General features: G+C 70.4%; 12 protein-coding genes, 1 tRNA gene and 1 pseudogene. 8 read left to right on the top strand and 6 right to left on the bottom strand.

What is annotated here, in order from left to right; translation table 11 throughout:
- A partial coding sequence (locus ITI46_RS27645) for a hypothetical protein (protein ID WP_209242635.1) occupies positions 1 to 215 on the top strand: 215 nt, incomplete at its 5' end.
- Here the strand turns inward: ITI46_RS27645 and ITI46_RS36255 are convergent.
- The 3 genes and pseudogenes from ITI46_RS36255 to ITI46_RS27635 form a co-directional block, all read right to left on the bottom strand.
- Positions 181 to 284, bottom strand: a pseudogene (locus ITI46_RS36255) (IS982 family transposase); the annotation flags it as partial. The gene ITI46_RS27645 and the pseudogene ITI46_RS36255 overlap by 35 nt on opposite strands.
- A gap of 128 nt (positions 285 to 412) precedes the next feature.
- Positions 413 to 1834 (bottom strand): ABC1 kinase family protein, encoded by a 1422-nt coding sequence (locus ITI46_RS27640; RefSeq protein WP_209242634.1) that lies wholly within the window; start codon positions 1832 to 1834, stop codon positions 413 to 415.
- Positions 1835 to 1894: 60 nt separating this feature from the next.
- Positions 1895 to 2977: a ThiF family adenylyltransferase gene (locus ITI46_RS27635; protein ID WP_209242633.1), complete on the bottom strand. Its 1083-nt coding sequence runs from the start codon at positions 2975 to 2977 to the stop codon at positions 1895 to 1897.
- Positions 2978 to 3223: 246 nt separating this feature from the next.
- Here ITI46_RS27635 and ITI46_RS27630 point away from each other — a divergent pair, with 246 nt between their 5' ends.
- Positions 3224 to 3787 (top strand): M48 metallopeptidase family protein, encoded by a 564-nt coding sequence (locus ITI46_RS27630; RefSeq protein ID WP_209242632.1) that lies wholly within the window; start codon positions 3224 to 3226, stop codon positions 3785 to 3787.
- On the opposite strand, the gene ITI46_RS27625 is transcribed toward ITI46_RS27630, so the two are convergent.
- Positions 3759 to 4337 carry an NUDIX hydrolase gene (locus ITI46_RS27625; protein ID WP_209242631.1) on the bottom strand — a complete coding sequence of 193 codons (579 nt, stop codon included), beginning with the start codon at positions 4335 to 4337 and terminating at the stop codon, positions 3759 to 3761. The two genes, ITI46_RS27630 and ITI46_RS27625, sit on opposite strands and share 29 nt — an antisense overlap.
- Positions 4334 to 5866 carry a zinc-dependent metalloprotease gene (locus ITI46_RS27620; RefSeq protein WP_209242630.1) on the bottom strand — a complete coding sequence of 511 codons (1533 nt, stop codon included), beginning with the start codon at positions 5864 to 5866 and terminating at the stop codon, positions 4334 to 4336. Before ITI46_RS27620 ends, ITI46_RS27625 begins: the two co-directional genes overlap by 4 nt.
- Before the next feature lie 189 nt (positions 5867 to 6055).
- On the opposite strand from ITI46_RS27620, the gene ITI46_RS27615 reads away from it, so the two are divergent.
- The 3 genes from ITI46_RS27615 (at position 6056) to ITI46_RS27605 (ending at position 9532) form a co-directional block, all read left to right on the top strand.
- A complete protein-coding gene (locus tag ITI46_RS27615; protein WP_209242629.1) occupies positions 6056 to 7156 on the top strand; it encodes an SDR family oxidoreductase in 1101 nt (366 codons plus the stop codon).
- Positions 7157 to 7214: 58 nt separating this feature from the next.
- Complete coding sequence (locus ITI46_RS27610; protein WP_209242628.1) at positions 7215 to 7721, top strand: molybdenum cofactor biosynthesis protein MoaE; 507 nt, start codon at positions 7215 to 7217, stop codon at positions 7719 to 7721.
- Positions 7722 to 8416: 695 nt separating this feature from the next.
- On the top strand, positions 8417 to 9532 hold the full coding sequence (locus ITI46_RS27605) for a YlbL family protein (RefSeq protein ID WP_209242627.1): 1116 nt from the start codon (positions 8417 to 8419) through the stop codon (positions 9530 to 9532).
- Between the two features lie 103 nt (positions 9533 to 9635).
- Here the strand turns inward: ITI46_RS27605 and ITI46_RS27600 are convergent, their stop codons facing one another.
- On the bottom strand, positions 9636 to 10202 hold the full coding sequence (locus ITI46_RS27600; protein ID WP_209242626.1) for a PPA1309 family protein: 567 nt from the start codon (positions 10200 to 10202) through the stop codon (positions 9636 to 9638).
- A gap of 163 nt (positions 10203 to 10365) precedes the next feature.
- On the opposite strand from ITI46_RS27600, the gene ITI46_RS27595 reads away from it, so the two are divergent.
- The 3 genes from ITI46_RS27595 (at position 10366) to ITI46_RS27585 (ending at position 15518) form a co-directional block, all read left to right on the top strand.
- Positions 10366 to 13296 (top strand): UPF0182 family membrane protein, encoded by a 2931-nt coding sequence (locus ITI46_RS27595; protein WP_247746680.1) that lies wholly within the window; start codon positions 10366 to 10368, stop codon positions 13294 to 13296.
- 47 nt (positions 13297 to 13343) lie between these two features.
- Positions 13344 to 13420, top strand: a tRNA-Met gene (locus tag ITI46_RS27590).
- Between the two features lie 166 nt (positions 13421 to 13586).
- Entirely contained in the window at positions 13587 to 15518 is a 1932-nt protein-coding gene (locus ITI46_RS27585) for a tetratricopeptide repeat protein (protein ID WP_209242624.1), read from the top strand.
- Positions 15519 to 15553 lie beyond the last annotated feature (35 nt).

Below are 15553 nucleotides of genomic sequence, written 5' to 3'. Positions count from 1 at the left end.
TCCCCGCCCCCCGGATGAATGAGTCCGAGCTGCTCAGTGTCGTACCCGATCAGGCAGCGTTCGCCGCTGCCCGCTGCCCGCTGCCCGCTGCCCGCTGCCCGCTGCCCGCTGCCCGCTGCCCGCTGCCCGGTGATCCCGTCGCGGCCACAACTCGGCCGCCACAGCGGCGAGGCGCTGCCGAGTCCGAGCACTTCAGGGGTCGCCCGATCCGGTGACGCGGGGCCACATGGCCGTCGGTGGGCACGTACAGTGCCGGGCAGAAGGGCGTCCAGGTTCGAAGTCACGCATAGGCCGACGGGCGCCCTTCGTCAATGTCGCGGCCAGTGCGGGCATCGCGTTCTTCAGTGAGCCGCCCCTCCACTTGGCCCCGTGTGCCCCGGCGTTCGCGCGTCCGGTCGCTGTCGCAGCTGCGTCAGCTCACCGCCTCGGACGGCTCCCCGGCATCGCTCTCCGGTCCGAGCTCCGGCAGCTCCTCCGCGTCGGTGGACTCCTCTTCCGGCACTGTGGGCGCGAAGCCGGGGACCCAGGTCTCCATTTCGTCCCGCATGCGCACCGTCGCTCCGAGCTGGCACAGGACGCCGATCGTGCTCAGTGTCACCCGGTGTATCAGCAGATACGACGGGGGGAGGTTGAGCTGCCGGCCCAGTTGGTGTGCCGGGGAGCGGGGATCGGCAACCCGGGCGGCCTGTCCGCGCAGCCACTCCCGGCTGAAGGTGAACTCCTCCACACAGGCGGGCTCGACGATCGGCAGCAGGTACTCACGTACCGCCTCTGGGTCCAGCTCTATCCGTTCCTTGACGAAGCCTTCCTCCCGAAGCAGTTCGTAAGCGGTCTCCGCGTCGCCGTCCAGCGTCATGCGCAGCACTTCGCCGATGGTCGGTGGCAGTCCGTCGGGCAGCCGGTCCACGGTGCCGAAATCAAGTACACCCAGGCGCCAGTTGCCGGGTTCCGCGCTGCCCTCGGTCACCAGCCGGAAGTTGCCCGGGTGCGGGTCGGCGTGCAGCAGCCCGGTGCGGACGGTGCCGGAGAACAGAAACCGGCTCAGCAACTGTCCGGCCCGGTCCCGCTCCTCCTGGCTGCCTTCGGCTATCACTTCCGAGAGCGGTATGCCCTCCAGCCACTCCGACACCAAGATCTGATCCGTCTGGCGCACCACGCGGGGAACGACGACATCCTCGTCGGCCTCGTACTCCTCCGCGAAGGCGTGTTGGGCTTCCGCCTCCAGGCTGTAGTCCAGCTCCTCGGTGATGCGGTCGTGCAACTCGGCGATCAGGGGCTTGAGGTCCATCCCCGGGACCAGCGGTCCCAGCAGACGGGCGAACCTGCCGAGTTGGGTGAGGTCGGAGACGAGCGCCTCGCCCGCGCCCGGATACTGCACCTTCACCGCGACATCCCGCCCGTCATGCCAGACAGCGCGGTGAACCTGGCCTATGGAGGCCGCTGCGGACGGTCTGTCGTCGAATTCGGTGAAGCACTCCTGCCATTCCTCACCCAACTGCTCCGTCAGCACGCTGTGCACGGTGCCGGCGGGCATCGGGGGAGCGGCTTCTTGAAGGCGGGTCAGGGCGGCGCGGTACGGGCCTGCCAACTCGTCGGGGAGAGCGGATTCGAAAACCGAGAGGGCCTGCCCGAACTTCATGGCGCCCCCCTTCAGCTCGCCCAGCACTTTGAAGAGCTGCTCGGCGGTCCGCTGTTGCAGCTCCTGGCCGACGAGGTCCGCGGAGATGCCCCCGAGGCGCTTGCCGAGCCCCCAGGCGGAGCGGCCCGCGAAGCCCAGCGGCAGGGCGGCCAGTTTGGCCGTGCGCGTCACCGCCTTGCGGGGAAGATCAGACATGCGTCCCTCCAACTCCCTGACAGCTCAACCGAGACAGCACCGAGGATGTCGGCCACTTGGTCATTGTCGCGTGCCTTGGGCCGTTCGTGGGTCTGCGGGTGGGGAGGTCACCGAAGCGGCACCGCATGGACACTCCGGGTGTGTGCTGAACTGTTCGGTGTCGGGCAGCAGATGGGGCAGCGCGAACCGCAGTCGGTAGCCCACCGCGCAGCCGCCGTCCCCGTCCAGGTAGCTCAGTGCGTAGGAGGCCATGGCGCCGGCCACCATCGTGGCCAGGGCGGTGTCGCAGGCGGGGACCCCCGTGCGCCGCCTGCTCGCCGTACGCCACTGCGCCACCAGCATCGGCCAGCTCGGTTCGCGCTCCGCCCGGGTGCGGGCCAGACACTCGGCGCACGGTGAGGTGCCGGGCAGTACCAGCGGCCCCACCACGCCGGTGGCCTCGACCACTCCGCCGTACAGATGCGGGGTGCCCGCGCGCATGAACTGCTCGGTCGTCTCCGGATCCGGTGCGTAGGCGTCGAGTCCGTCGCGCGGTGTCACGAGGACCAGGCCGACCTCGGACCGCGATCGGCTGCGCCAGGGCCGGGCGGCGCGCGCCACACCGCGCGCCGCCACATCGCGGCGGGTGCCCACCTGCTCGGGCGGCAGCCCGCCCGGTGTGGTGTCCCACTCCTCGACCACGCCGCCGTCCACCACGTCCACCTGGCCGACGCCTGCCGCCGACAGCGTCGCGGCCACGGCGGCGCCCACCCGTCCGAGCCCGCGCACCTGGACCCTGGCGGCTCGCCGTGCGGCAAGCCTGCGGACTGCGCCGCCCGGCTCGCGGTGCACCACGGACAGCGATGCCAGGTCGGGCCGCAGCCGGTCGGTGACGCTCGCTGCGGCCTCGCGGTCGGCCGTCGCGTCGTCCAGCACGCCGGCTGCGGCAAGCCGCTCGGTGAGCTTCGCCGGGGTCTGGGGCGCCAGCCCGAGCCGGTGGGCTTCCTGCTGCAGCCGCTCCATGCTGCGCGTGCCGTCCAGCAGCTCCAGGAACGCCGCTGTCGCGTCGCTCACCGGCCCCAGCAGCACCGCGTGGGCGGGTGCCATGCCGCACTGCACCGTCTGCCTGTCCCGCCAGCCCCGGCGCAGCGCAGGCTTGATCATCGGATGCACGTTCCCCCCTGACATGCCGGGCTCGGCCCGGCTCGGCTGTCGATCACTGGTGGTTGATCACTGATGACAGCATGCCGTGATCGGGCGGATCGGCGGAGTGAGTTATCCACAGGCACCGGCATTAGTCGTACAACCGGGGGCTGCTCGCAGCGGCCGTGCCACGACTCCTGTCGCCTTTCGCCCCCGATCCAGGCTGGAGGCGGGACTTCCGCCGATGGCAGCGGGTAACGTCGTGGCGTGTCCGCCGACCCGTCGAACAGCACCAGCCAGAGCGCGGTGGAGGTGCGCCGCAGCACGCGCCGACGCCGTACGGTCTCCGCCTACCGGGAAGGCGACCGCACCGTCGTGCTCCTTCCGGCACGCATGACGGCGGACGAGGAGGCGCGCTGGGTCGGAGTGATGCTCGACAAGCTCGCCGCCCAGGAGAGCAGGCGCATGCTCGACGACAGCGACCTCGCCCGGCGCGCGGCGCAGCTGTCCGAGCAGTATCTCGACGGGCACGCGCGGCCCGCCTCGGTCCGCTGGGTGACCAACCAGAACACCCGTTGGGGCTCCTGCACCCCCGCTGAGGGCAGCATCCGCCTCTCCCACCGGCTGCAGGGGATGCCCGAGTACGTCATCGACTACGTGCTGCTGCACGAGCTCTCGCACCTGCTGGTGCCCGGTCACGGTCCGCGGTTCTGGCGGCTGCTGCAGGCCTACCCCCGCACCGAACGGGCGCGGGGGTATCTGGAAGGCGTTGCGGCAGCCGAGCGGCTGCCGCACCAGCCCGTCAGGGGAGCGGGTCCGGACGAGGGCTGACCGCGACGGCCGCGGCCGAGAGCCTGGCCAGCCGCACCACGGACTCGTCCGCCACCCCGGCGACCTCATCGAAGCCGAACCAGCGCAGGTCCAGTGATTCCTCGCTGATCGCCTCGACGGCGCCCTCCGGGGCGAGAGCCGCGTACTGCACGTCCAGATGCCAGGCGCAGGGCGTGCGGTGCTTGTCGAGCCGGAGCGGGCCACCGGGCAGCAGCGTCAGTCCGGCGATCCCCGACTCCTCCGTGGCCTCCCGCAGCGCGGCCTCGGCGAGCGTGGTATCCCCCGGTTCGCAGTGGCCGCCCATCTGGAGCCACTGGCGCAGCTTGCGGTGCAGCGTCAGCAGCACGCGGTCGCCCTTCGGGTCGACGACCAGCGCACTGGCGGTGATGTGCCCGGTGGCACACGCCTTCCACATGCCGTCCGGCTGGTCGGCGATGTGGCGCAGATACTCCTGCCGCAGCTGCTCCTGCGCAGGGTCCGGGTCCCGGCTCTGCCACTGCCGCAGTACGCGCTCCGCGTCGGCGCGGAGTCCGTCCAGCGGCGCGCTCACCGCTTGCCTTCGCCCTCGCCGCCATCGGCGTCGGCATCGCCCTTTCCGCCGTCGGACCGTCCCTCGGAGCGGCCCTCGCCGGAAGGACCCTCGCCGGGACGCTCGTTCCCGGTGTCGCCCTCCTGGGAGCGGCTGCCCTCCGTGCGTTCGCCCGTCGAGCCGGCGGCCGCGTCGCCCAGCATCCGGTCGAGCTCGGAGAAGTCCGGCTGCTCGTGGTGGACGAAGGCGTCCGGGTCGTCGAGGTCGGCTGCCGTGGGCAGCATGTCCGGGTGCTCCCACAGGGCGTCACGGCCCTCGGCGCCCCGGGCGTCCGCCAGCGAGGCCCACAGCCGGGAGGCGTCGCGCAGCCTGCGGGGGCGCAGCTCCAGGCCGATCAGCGTGGCGAAGGTCTGCTCGGCGGGGCCGCCGGAGGCGCGCCGCCTGCGCAGCGTCTCGCGCAGCGCAGAGGCGGACGGCAGATGCGGTTCGGCCGCTGCGTGCACCACCGCGTCCACCCAGCCCTCGACCAGTGCCAGGGCCGTCTCCAGCCGGGCGAGCGCCGCCTTCTGCTCCGGAGTGTCCTCCGGCTGGAACATGCCCTGCTGGAGCGCTTCCTGCAGCTCCTCGGGGCGCTGCGGATCGATCTGGCCGACCACGTCCTCGAGCTTGGCGGTGTCCACCTTGATGCCGCGCGCATACCCCTCGACGGCGCCGAAGAGGTGCGAGCGCAGCCACGGGACGTGCGCGAACAGCCGCTGGTGCGCGGCCTCCCGCAGCGCCAGATAGAGGCGGACCTCCTCCTGAGGGATGCCCAGTCCGTTGCCCAGCGCCTCGATGTTCACGGGCAGCAGCGCCGCCTTGTTCGCGGGCCCCAATGGGAGCCCGATGTCCGTGGAGCCGACGACCTCACCGGCCAGGACTCCCAGTGCCTGCCCGATCTGCGTGCCGAACATGGCGCCCCCCATGGAACGCATCATGCCGAGCAGCGGGCCGGCCATCGCCTGCATCTCTTCGGGCAGCACATCGCCCATGGCCGCGCCGACGCGTTCGGCGACCGGGTCGACCAGGGCCTTCCACACCGGCAGAGTGGCCTCGACCCACTCCGCGCGGCTCCAGGCCACCGCCGAGCCGGACCCGGACGGCAGCGACGTCACGCCGTCCAGCCACAGGTCGGCCAGGCGTACGGCCTCCTCCACGGCTGCGCGGTCGTGCGGTCCGACAGAGGCGTCCTTGGAGCCGTCCTGGGCTCCTGAGGCCACCGTCTGCCGTGCGATGTCCTTGGCCATGTCCCAGTTCACCGGGCCGCCCTCGTAGGACAGCATCTGGCCGAGCTTCTGGAACGCGGCGCCAAGGTCGCTCGGGTCGATCTGGCCCTGCCCGCCGCCCAGCGAGCCGAACATCGCGGCCAATGGGTTGTCGGCGCCACCGGAGCCCGGGCCGCCGCCGAAACCGAACGGGTTCGGCTGGCCGCCGCCCGGCTTCTTCTTGCCGTCGTCCCCGTCCTCGGGCTCCTCAGGAGGTACGCCGAATCCGAATGGGGTGTCACTCACGGGTTTCCTCGGCTCTGTCTCGTAGGACGGTCTGGTGGTTTCCGGACGGTCTGCGTGTCCTGGGTGCGGTCCGGGTCTGCGTCGGTATGTCCTGGGTGCGATCTGTGAGCTCTGCCCCCAGCCTAGACACCAGTCAGGCAGGATGGAGCCTGCGCACCTCGTACCAGAAACAACCACTGGAGATGCCCGGTGAGTTCCTCCGAGTCCCACGTTCGCGCAGCGCGAACCCCGACCGTCGCCGTCACCGGCGCCGCCTCAGGGGTCGGCGCGCTGCTCACCGAGCGGCTTGCGGCCTCCGAGGAGATCAAGCAGGTCATCGCCCTGGACGAGCGCCGGGGTGAGGTGACCGAGGCCCAGTGGCACACCCTGGACGTACGCGATCCGGCGATCGCCGACCGGCTGCGCGGCGACGGCGACCCGGTGGATGTCGTCGTCCACCTGGCACTCGACCTGGACCTGGAGACCGACGCGGCGGCCCGCACCGCCTACAACGTACGCGGCACCCAGACCGTGCTGACCGCGGCCGCCGCTGCGGGCGTCCACCGGGTCGTGCTGTGCACCTCGGCGATGGTCTACGGAGCGCTCCAGGACAACGACGTACCGCTGTCGGAGGACGCGGAACTGCGGGCCACGGCGGACGCGACAGGCGTGAGCGACCTGCTGGAGATCGAACGCCTGGCCCGCCGCGCGCCCCGCGCACACCCCGGGCTCAATGTGACTGTCCTGCGACCCACCGTGCTGGTCGGTGCGGGTACGGACACCACACTGACCCGTCATTTCGAGTCACCGCGGCTCCTGGTGGTCGCAGGGTCGCGCCCCTGCTGGCAGTTCTGCCACGTCGAGGACCTGGTCACGGCTCTGGAGTACGCCGCGCTGGAGAAGGTCGAGGGCGAGATGGTGGTCGGCTGCGACGGCTGGCTGGAGCAGGAGGAGGTCGAACAGCTGACCGGAATGCGGCGCATGGAGCTGCCCTCCAGCGTCGCACTGGGCGCCGCCTCCCGGCTGCACCGTCTCGGGCTGACTCCGTCGCCTGCGGCGGACCTCGCGTACACCATGTACCCCTGGGTCGTCAGCGGCAGCAGGCTGCACGACGCGGGCTGGCGGCCCCACTGGACGAATGACGAAGTCCTCGCCGCGCTCCTGGAGGAGGTCGCCGGCAGGCATACGGTCGCCGGGCGGCGGCTGGGCCGTACGGAAGCGGCGACAGCGGCCGGAGCCGCGGGCGCGACTGTCGCACTGCTGGGCACTGCCGCACTGGTGCGCAGAGCGCGCAAACGGCGCGGACTGTGAGCGGGGCCCCGCGCAGCGCAGCAGTGAGGTGTTCCGGATTCGCAATGGGTAGGGCAGCATGACCGGCATGGCACAGACGTACGACGACGCCGACGGGCCCACCGCTCGGGGCACGACCTCCGACCACCCGGGCGAGCAGGGGGCCGCCGACCCCATCCGCCTGCTGGAGATCCGCGAGGCACCGCTGTCCGTGGACGAGGTCTTCACCGCGGTCGGTGACGACGCCGCAGGCGGGACGGCGCTGTTCGTCGGCACCGTCCGCAATCACGACGGCGGTACCGATGTCGCCCGTCTGGGCTACTCCTCGCACCCCAGCGCACAGGCCGAGCTGCGCCGCGTCGCCGAGAAGGTCGTCGCCGACCATCCGGTACGTGCTCTGGCGGCAGTGCACCGCGTCGGCGACCTGGAGGTGGGCGACCTGGCCGTCGTGGTGGCCGTCTCCTGCCCGCACCGTGCCGAGGCGTTCGACGCCTGCCGCAAGCTGATCGACGACCTGAAGCACGAGGTCCCGATCTGGAAGCACCAGACGTTCTCCGACGGCACCGAGGAGTGGGTGGGCGTCTGAAGCGCCTTCCCTCTGAAACGCCGCCTTCCCCCTGAGGCGCTTCCTGGCCGAGGCGCCGCCTGTCCGAGGTGCCGGCCTGTCATGGCGCTGCCTTGAGGGAGCCCCGTCAGAGACCGTTCGCCTGACTCCGGCTGCGCACGGGGTGCAGCTCCTTCCGGTTGCGTAACCGGGTCCTGGAACCGACCGTTGAGAAACCGACGGTTAATCTGCTCATCGGCCGGTCTGCCGGTCGCCGGGCCGTGTGCCCGGGAGGCACCTACGAGGGGTCGGGAGGTTCCAGATGGCGGCTCTCGCCTGGTTGCTGATTCCGTTGGTCGCCGCTGTAGCCGCGAGCCTGTGGGGAAGCTGGGTCGGGCGGCGCAGGGTCAGGACACCGGACGCAGTGGGCGTCGCCGGGTACGAGCGTTTCCGTGCCGCCATGGAGCGCTCCGGCGCCAGTGGCACCGCCACCACTGCCCACTCCGGGGCGGAGAGCTCCGTCGTTTCTGCGGCGAGCCTTGAAGCCGCGAGCGCCGCCGACGCCGTGACCGCTGACAGGGTGGACCGCGTGGACGCCGTGGAGGCGAAGCGGAGTGCCCGGCGGCGGAGGCGGAAGGGGGAGAGGGAGCTGGCCTCTGCGGGGGCGATGGCTCACGCATCCCCGGACGGACCGGCCCGGGAAGCAGGCTGACAGACCCTTCCCGTACTGTCGTGCCATGCCTCGCCGCACCGCGACCATGCTTACCTCTGCGCTGCTGCTCATAACGATGTTCTGCGTCGGAGCACTCCTCAACGTGCCCTACGCCGAGATGTCGCCGGGCCCCACAGTGAACACCTTGGGCGCGCATGACGGCGATCCGGTGCTCAACGTCAAGGACCGGCCAGGCCCGGCGAGCGGGCCGAAGAAGTACGACACCTCGGGCCACCTGAACATGACGACGGTCCGCGTCACCGGCTCCGAGTACAAAATGACCCTCTTCGGAGCGCTGTCCGGCTGGCTGCGGCACGACAGCCTCGTCGTCCCGTACGAGACGCTCTACCCGGACGACAAGTCGGCCAAGGAGGTCGACCAGGAGAACGCCGAGGAGTTCACCGCCTCCCAGGAGAGCGCCAAGGCCGCAGCCCTCAAGGAACTCCACATCCCCGTCAGCACCCACGTACTCGTCGGCTCCGTCGAGAAGGGCGCACCGGCCCACAAGCGGCTGCACGCGGGAGACGTCATCACGGCGGTGGACGGCACGCCGGTCGGCAAGGCGGAGAGCGTCGCCAAGCTGGTCACCCAGCACAAGCCCGGGGAGAAGGTCACCTTCACGGTGATCCCTGCGGCCAAGGCGAAGGCCGCCCAGAAGCAGGGCAGGAAGCCGTCCTCCAAGGACGCCAGGAAGGTCATCGTGGGCACCAAGAAAGCCCCGGACGACGGCCGCGCCGTCGTCGGTATCCAGCCCGCGGTCGGGCACACCTTCCCGTTCCAGATCGACATCAAGCTCGCCGACATCGGCGGCCCCAGCGCCGGGCTGATGTTCGCGCTCGGCATCGTCGACAAGCTCACCCCCACCGACCTGACCGGCGGGAAGTTCGTCGCCGGAACCGGCACGATCGACGACGCCGGCAAGGTGGGCGAGATCGGCGGCATTCAGATGAAGACCGTCGGAGCGCGCAAGAAGGGCGCCCGGTACTTCCTCACCCCGGCGGGCAACTGCGCCGCCGCAGCCCAGGACAAGCCCGACGGCCTCACTCTGGTGAAGACCTCCTCCATAGACGACGCGCTCAGCGCGCTCAAGAAGATCCGCAGCGGCAGGACGGACGAGCTGACCCGGTGCAAGGCGCACTGAGCCGCCGCCCTCCCGTCTCCGCCCCCGCCTCTTCAGCGCTGCCGCACCGGGGCGGCGGGAACCCGCGGCCCCGTGGGTACCCGCCGCCCCGCTGGTACCCGCGCTAGTCCTCGAACGTCGCGGCCAGTGCCTCCGCGAGGCCGGGCACCAGGTCGGCGCCGGTGAGCACCTCCGTGGGGGAGTCCTTCTCCCGCAGCCGCAGCGCCGACTCGCGCTCGCCGTCGCGCAGGACCGCCACCGTCATCCGCACCTCGCTGCGCTCCGGGTGTTCGGCGACCCACTGGGCGAGCTGTTTCTCGTCCAGGTCCTCCGGCACGGCCGCCTCGGCCGATGGCGGCAGCATCAGCCGCTCGACGGTGACCGCGCAGCCGTCGACCGTCTCGGGCCAGGCGATGGTGCCCAGAAACTCGTCCAATGGCGCGTCCGCCGGGATCTCGTCCTGCTCGACGGGCGTGAAGCTGGTTCCCCGGGCGTCGTCCGCCTGCCGGTCCAGTCCCAGCTGACTCGCGAGGCCGGGCTCCTCGGTCCGCAGCCGCTCGGTGTCCACCAGGGCGAAGAGCCGCGCGGGCTGGTCCCAGCCGAGCCCGGATGCGTACTCGTCGATCTCCAGTACCGCGCGGGTCAGCGGGCCGGAGGCGAGGGGTGTGCCCTCGGGAGAGAGGTTGTCCATGCCCCATATCGTGCCGCCTCCGCTCCGAAAAACCTGACTCGGACCCCGGAAACGGGAACTGGGTAAAGCTTAGTTAAGTTGCCTAGGTGGGCCTTACGATGCGGGCCCAGCGTCATCGCTTCATAAACTGCGAATCTTTGAGGTGCGCACCTTGGCTTTCCAGATGCCGGACCGGGGCTCAGGAGGCCCCTCCGGACCACGGATCAGAGTGGGCCGGCCATCCCGGCGTGCCCGGACGCTGTTGATGACAGCGGGCGTGCTGGTCGTTCTGGCGATGCTCTTCGTCATGTTCTCCGGGTTCTGGACGGACTGGCTGTGGTATCGCTCGGTCGACTACAGCTCGGTCTTCACCAAGACCCTGTGGACCAAGATCGGCCTGTTCGCGGTCTTCGGGCTGCTGATGGCTGTCGCGGTGGGCTTCAACATCTGGCTGGCGCACCGGCTGCGTCCGCCGCTGAGCGCGATGTCGCTGGAGCAGCAGAGCCTCGACCGCTACCGCATGGCGCTGGCGCCGTACAAGAAGTGGGTGCTGCTGGGCATCACGGCACTGGTGGGACTGGTTTCCGGAGCCTCCGCAGCAGGCCAGTGGCGCACCTGGCTGATGTGGGTGAACGGTGTCTCGTTCGGCTCGAAGGACCCGCAGTTCCACAAGGACATCTCCTTCTACGCGTTCGATCTGCCCTTCTACCGCTTTCTGCTGAGCTTCGGGTTCGCCGCCGCGATCCTCTCGCTGGTGGCGGCGGCGCTGGTGCACTACCTCTACGGCGGGCTCCGGGTGACCACCCCCGGCGCGCGCGCGACGGCGCAGGCGACCGGCCACCTCTCGGTGCTCCTGGGCATCTTCGTCGGGCTGAAGGCGGTGGCCTACTGGCTGGACAGGTACGGACTGGCGGTCAAGTCCGGCGACTTCAAGTCGACCGACAGCTGGACGGGTCTCAAGTACGTCGACGCCAACGCCTATCTGCCGGCGAAGACAATCCTGTTCATCATCGCCATCATCTGCGCACTGCTGTTCTTCGCGACCATCTGGCGCCGCACCTGGCAGCTGCCGGTGATCGGCTTCGGGCTGATGGTGCTCTCGGCCATCCTCATCGGCGGCCTCTACCCGGCACTGGTGCAGAAGTTCCAGGTCGCGCCGAACGAGCAGGCCAAGGAGACGCCGTACATCAAGAAGAACATCGAGGCGACGCGCAAGGCGTACGACATCGACGACTCCGAGGTGCGCGACTACAAGGGCACCAGCAAGGCCGGCAACGAGAAGCTCAGGAACGCGGCCGACACCACGGCGAGCATGCGCCTGCTGGACCCCAACGTCGTCTCCCCGACCTTCCAGCAGAAGCAGCAGGTGCGCGGGTACTACCAGTTCCCGGCGACGCTGGATGTGGACCGCTACAAGAAGGACGGCAAGGAACAGGACACCGTCGTCGGTCTCCGGGAGATCAACACCAGCGGCATCCCGGAGAAGAACTGGATCAACGAGCACTTCAAGTACACCCACGGCTACGGCATGGTCTCGGCCAAGGGCACGTCCGTCGACAAGGACGGGTCCCCCGACTTCACCGAGAAGGACCTGCCGCCCCGGGGCAACCTGGGCAAGTACCAGGGCCGGATCTACTACGGCGAGAAGACGACGCAGTACTCCATCGTCGGCGGGCCGCAGAAGGAGCTCGACTACGCCGACGACAACGGGGAGAAGACCTACACCTACACCGGCGACAGCGGCGTCAATCTCTCCAACCCGATCAACCGCGCCGCCTACGCGGTCAACTTCAATGAGCCGCAGATCCTCTACTCGGGGGCGATCGGCGAGGGTTCGCGGATCCTGTACAACCGCACCCCCAAGGAGCGCGTCGAGGCGGTCGCACCCTGGCTGACCATCGACGGTGACCCGTACCCGGCGGTTGTCGACGGCCGCATCAAGTGGATCGTCGACGCCTATACCACCTCCAACGGCTATCCGTACTCGTCGCGTACGACGCTGGGTGACACCACGGCGGACTCGCTGACGGACGGACAGCGCGCGGTGGTCGCCCAGCAGAACCGCGTCAACTACATCCGCAACTCGGTCAAGGCGACGGTGGACGCCTACACCGGCAAGGTCGACATGTACCAGTGGGACAAGAAGGACCCGGTACTGAAGACGTGGATGAAGGCGTTCCCCGACACGGTGAAGCCCAAGAGCGCCATCAGCAACGACCTGATGGACCATCTGCGCTATCCGCAGGACCTCTTCAAGGTGCAGCGGGACCTGCTCCAGACCTACCACGTGACCTCGCCGTCGCAGTTTTACAGCGGCAGTGAGCGCTGGCAGGTCCCGGACGACCCGACGCACAAGGGCAACGCGGTCCCGCCGTACTACCTGAGCATGAAGATGCCGGGACAGAAGGCGCAGCAGTTCCAGCTCACCACGACGTTCAACCCGAACAAGCGTGAGACGCTGGGCGCGTTCATGGCCGTCGACGCGGATGCGCGCAGCGGCGACTACGGCAAGCTCAGACTGCTGAGGCTGCCACCCAACACCACCGTGGCCGGCCCCTCGCAGGTGCAGAGCAAGTTCAACTCCGACCCCGTGATCGCGGACAAGATCAACATCCTGAAGCGGGGCGACTCGGAGGTCGAGTACGGCAACTTGCTGACCGTGCCACTGGAGGGCGGTCTGCTCTATGTGGAGCCGGTGTACGTCCGGGGTGCCGGCACCAACTACCCAAGAATGCGCAAGGTGCTCGTCGCCTACAACGAGCGCATCGCCTTCGAGGACAGTCTCGACGAAGCGTTGAACAAGGTCTTCAAGAGCAAGGGCGGCGAGAGCGGAGAGAGAACCGGTCCCGGCGACGAGGGCGGGGAGCAGAACCCGCCCAGCACTTCGGTCGAAGACGCTCTCAAGGACGCCCAGACCGCGTGGGACAAGAGCGAGAAGGCCCGGGAGAAGGGCGACTGGGAAGAGTACGGCAAGCAGCAGAAGGCGCTGGAGGAAGCGCTGCGCGACGCCTCCAAGGCCGAGCAGAAGGGCGGGGGCAAGAACGGATCCGACAGCAAGGGCGGGTCCGGCGGGAACAGCGGGTCGGCTGACAAGAGCGGGTCCGGCGACGGGTAGCGGGTGAGATCACCCTGTGGCGTGGTGTAGAGTTGTTTACACAACGGCGCGGGGTGGAGCAGCTCGGTAGCTCGCTGGGCTCATAACCCAGAGGTCGCAGGTTCAAATCCTGTCCCCGCTACCACAGCGAAGAGGCCCGGAGTCAACAGACTCCGGGCCTCTTCGCTTGTGCGGGGGACAGCCGGGCGAAGTGGTTTGGGATATCTCTACGTCGGGAAGTCGACAAACCTCTGAAGTGACCTCACTGGCTGCGGTATACCAGGTGTACGCGGGTTGCAGGTGGTGCGACGATGGAGCTTATGGGGGAGAGAGCAAGGCTGACGGACCCGGTGCGTCCCGGTCCGGGCCTGAGTGTGGAGGAGTACACCGAGCAGACCGCAGCCGAGCAGACCGCAGCAGCCATGCAGACCGCGGCAGTCGAAAGGACGGCGGCAGCCGGGAGGACGACAGCGGACGGGATCGCGACACCGGACGGGACCGTGACAGCAAACGGGATCGCGACAGCGACTGCGCCGACGGACAGAGCCGCGGCCGACAGTGTGCTGGGCGCCCAACTGCTGCGCCGGGGGGACCTGGACGGCGCCGAGCCGCATCTGCGTGCTGCCACGGCCGCTGGAGACCGTGCCGCTGCCAACAACCTGGGAGTCCTGCTGCACCAGAGGGGATACCCGGAGGAGGCCGCAGGATGGTGGCGTACCGCCGCCGTTGCGGGCTCCGCCGCAGCGGCGCACGCGCTGGGGCGCTACCACCGGGAGCGCGGTGACGAGCCCGCGGCGCACTACTGGCTGCGGCAGTCCGCCGAGTCCGGCCACGCGCTGGGCGCTTACGCGCTCGCGGACCTGCTGGAGCACCACGGTGAGGACGGAGCCGAGGAGTGGTTCCGGGCCGCCGCCGAACGCGGGCACAGAGAAGCGGCGTACCGCGTCGCGCAGTTGGTGAGCGCCCGGGCCGAAGAGCTGGCCGCCAAGGGCGAGTCCGGCGCTGCTGCCGTCCGCGAGGCCGAGGAGGAGGCCGAGCGCTGGTTCCGGCAGGCCGCTGCCCGCGGGCACCGCAGGGCGGCGCTGCGCCTGGGCGCCGTCCTGGAGCGCCGCGGGGAGCTGAAGGAAGCGGGACGGTGGTATCTGACCTCCGCCAAGGACGGTGAGGCGCGGGCAGCTTGCGCGCTGGGCTTCCTGCTGCGGGACGCCGGCGACGAGGAGAGTGCCGCCGTCTGGTGGCGCCGCGCGGCCGAGGACGGCGACGGCAACGCGGCCAACGCGCTGGGCGCGCTGCACGCCGACCGAGGCGAACGGCAGGCCGCCGAGCGGTGGTACCGCGTGGCCCTGGAGGCGGGCTCCGACAACGGCGCCTTCAACCTCGGGCTGCTGTGCGCGGCACAGGGGCGCACGGCGCAGGCCGAGCAGTGGTACCGCCGTGCCGCCTACGCCGGGCACCGGGAGGCCGCCAACGCACTCGCCGTACTGCTGCTGCAGCGCGGCGACACCGAGGGCGCCGAACCCTGGTTCTCCAAAGCCGCCGAAGCCGGCAGCGTGGACGCCGCGTTCAACCTCGGCATCCTGCACGCCGGGCGCGGCAACGAGCGCACAGCGCGCGCGTGGTACGAGCGCGCGGCGGCGTCCGGCCACGCCGAGGCCGCGCTCCAGGTCGGCATCGCGCTGCTGCGCGAGGGCGAGCTGCACACGGCGGAGCGGCACCTGCGGTGCGCCGCCGGGGGCGGGAGCGTCGAGGGCGCTTTCCGGCTGGGCGCGCTCCTGGAGCGGGTCACCCGGCGCGGCACCGGCGAGCTGGGCTCCGAGCACGAGCTCGGCCGCCCGGACGGCGCCAGGCCCGAGTACGAGGAGTGGTACGAGCGCGCCGCCGAGCACGGCCACCGCCGGGCCCAGGTGCGGCTGGGCATGTGTGCCGCCGCACGGGGCGAGGTCGTGGACGCCGCACGCTGGTACCGCGCGGCGGCCGAGGCGGGCAGCCCGAACGGCGCGTTCAACCTGGGGCTGCTGCTGGCCCGCGAGGGCAGTGAGCCCGAGGCGGCGCTGTGGTGGACCCGGGCCGCCGAGGCCGGGCACGGCAGAGCGGCGCTCCGGCTGGCGCTGATCAGCGCGCGCCGGGGCGAGCTGGACGAGGGGCAGTTCTGGTGCGCGCGTGCGGTGGAGCTGGGGCCGGTCGAGGTGGCCGAACGCGCTGCAAGGCTTCGCGAGGCGCTTCGGTCGGAGCTGACGGCGTAGGGGGGCTGGGGGCTCAAGCTTCGCGGTTGAGCCCC

Source organism: Streptomyces oryzae (genome assembly GCF_017676365.1).
Classification (GTDB): domain Bacteria; phylum Actinomycetota; class Actinomycetes; order Streptomycetales; family Streptomycetaceae; genus Streptomyces; species Streptomyces oryzae.
This window is presented reverse-complemented; position numbering and strand designations above follow the sequence as displayed.

Excerpts from the sequence above, each read along its gene's own strand:
- ITI46_RS27640 (WP_209242634.1), bottom strand. The coding sequence starts at position 1,834 with ATGTCTGATCTTCCCCGCAAGGCGGTGACGCGCACGGCCAAACTGGCC.
- ITI46_RS27635 (WP_209242633.1), bottom strand. The coding sequence starts at position 2,977 with ATGATCAAGCCTGCGCTGCGCCGGGGCTGGCGGGACAGGCAGACGGTG.
- ITI46_RS27610 (WP_209242628.1), top strand. The coding sequence starts at position 7,215 with ATGACCGGCATGGCACAGACGTACGACGACGCCGACGGGCCCACCGCT.
- ITI46_RS27605 (WP_209242627.1), top strand. The coding sequence starts at position 8,417 with ATGCCTCGCCGCACCGCGACCATGCTTACCTCTGCGCTGCTGCTCATA.
- ITI46_RS27600 (WP_209242626.1), bottom strand. The coding sequence starts at position 10,202 with ATGGACAACCTCTCTCCCGAGGGCACACCCCTCGCCTCCGGCCCGCTG.
- ITI46_RS27595 (WP_247746680.1), top strand. The coding sequence starts at position 10,366 with ATGCCGGACCGGGGCTCAGGAGGCCCCTCCGGACCACGGATCAGAGTG.
- ITI46_RS27585 (WP_209242624.1), top strand. The coding sequence starts at position 13,587 with ATGGAGCTTATGGGGGAGAGAGCAAGGCTGACGGACCCGGTGCGTCCC.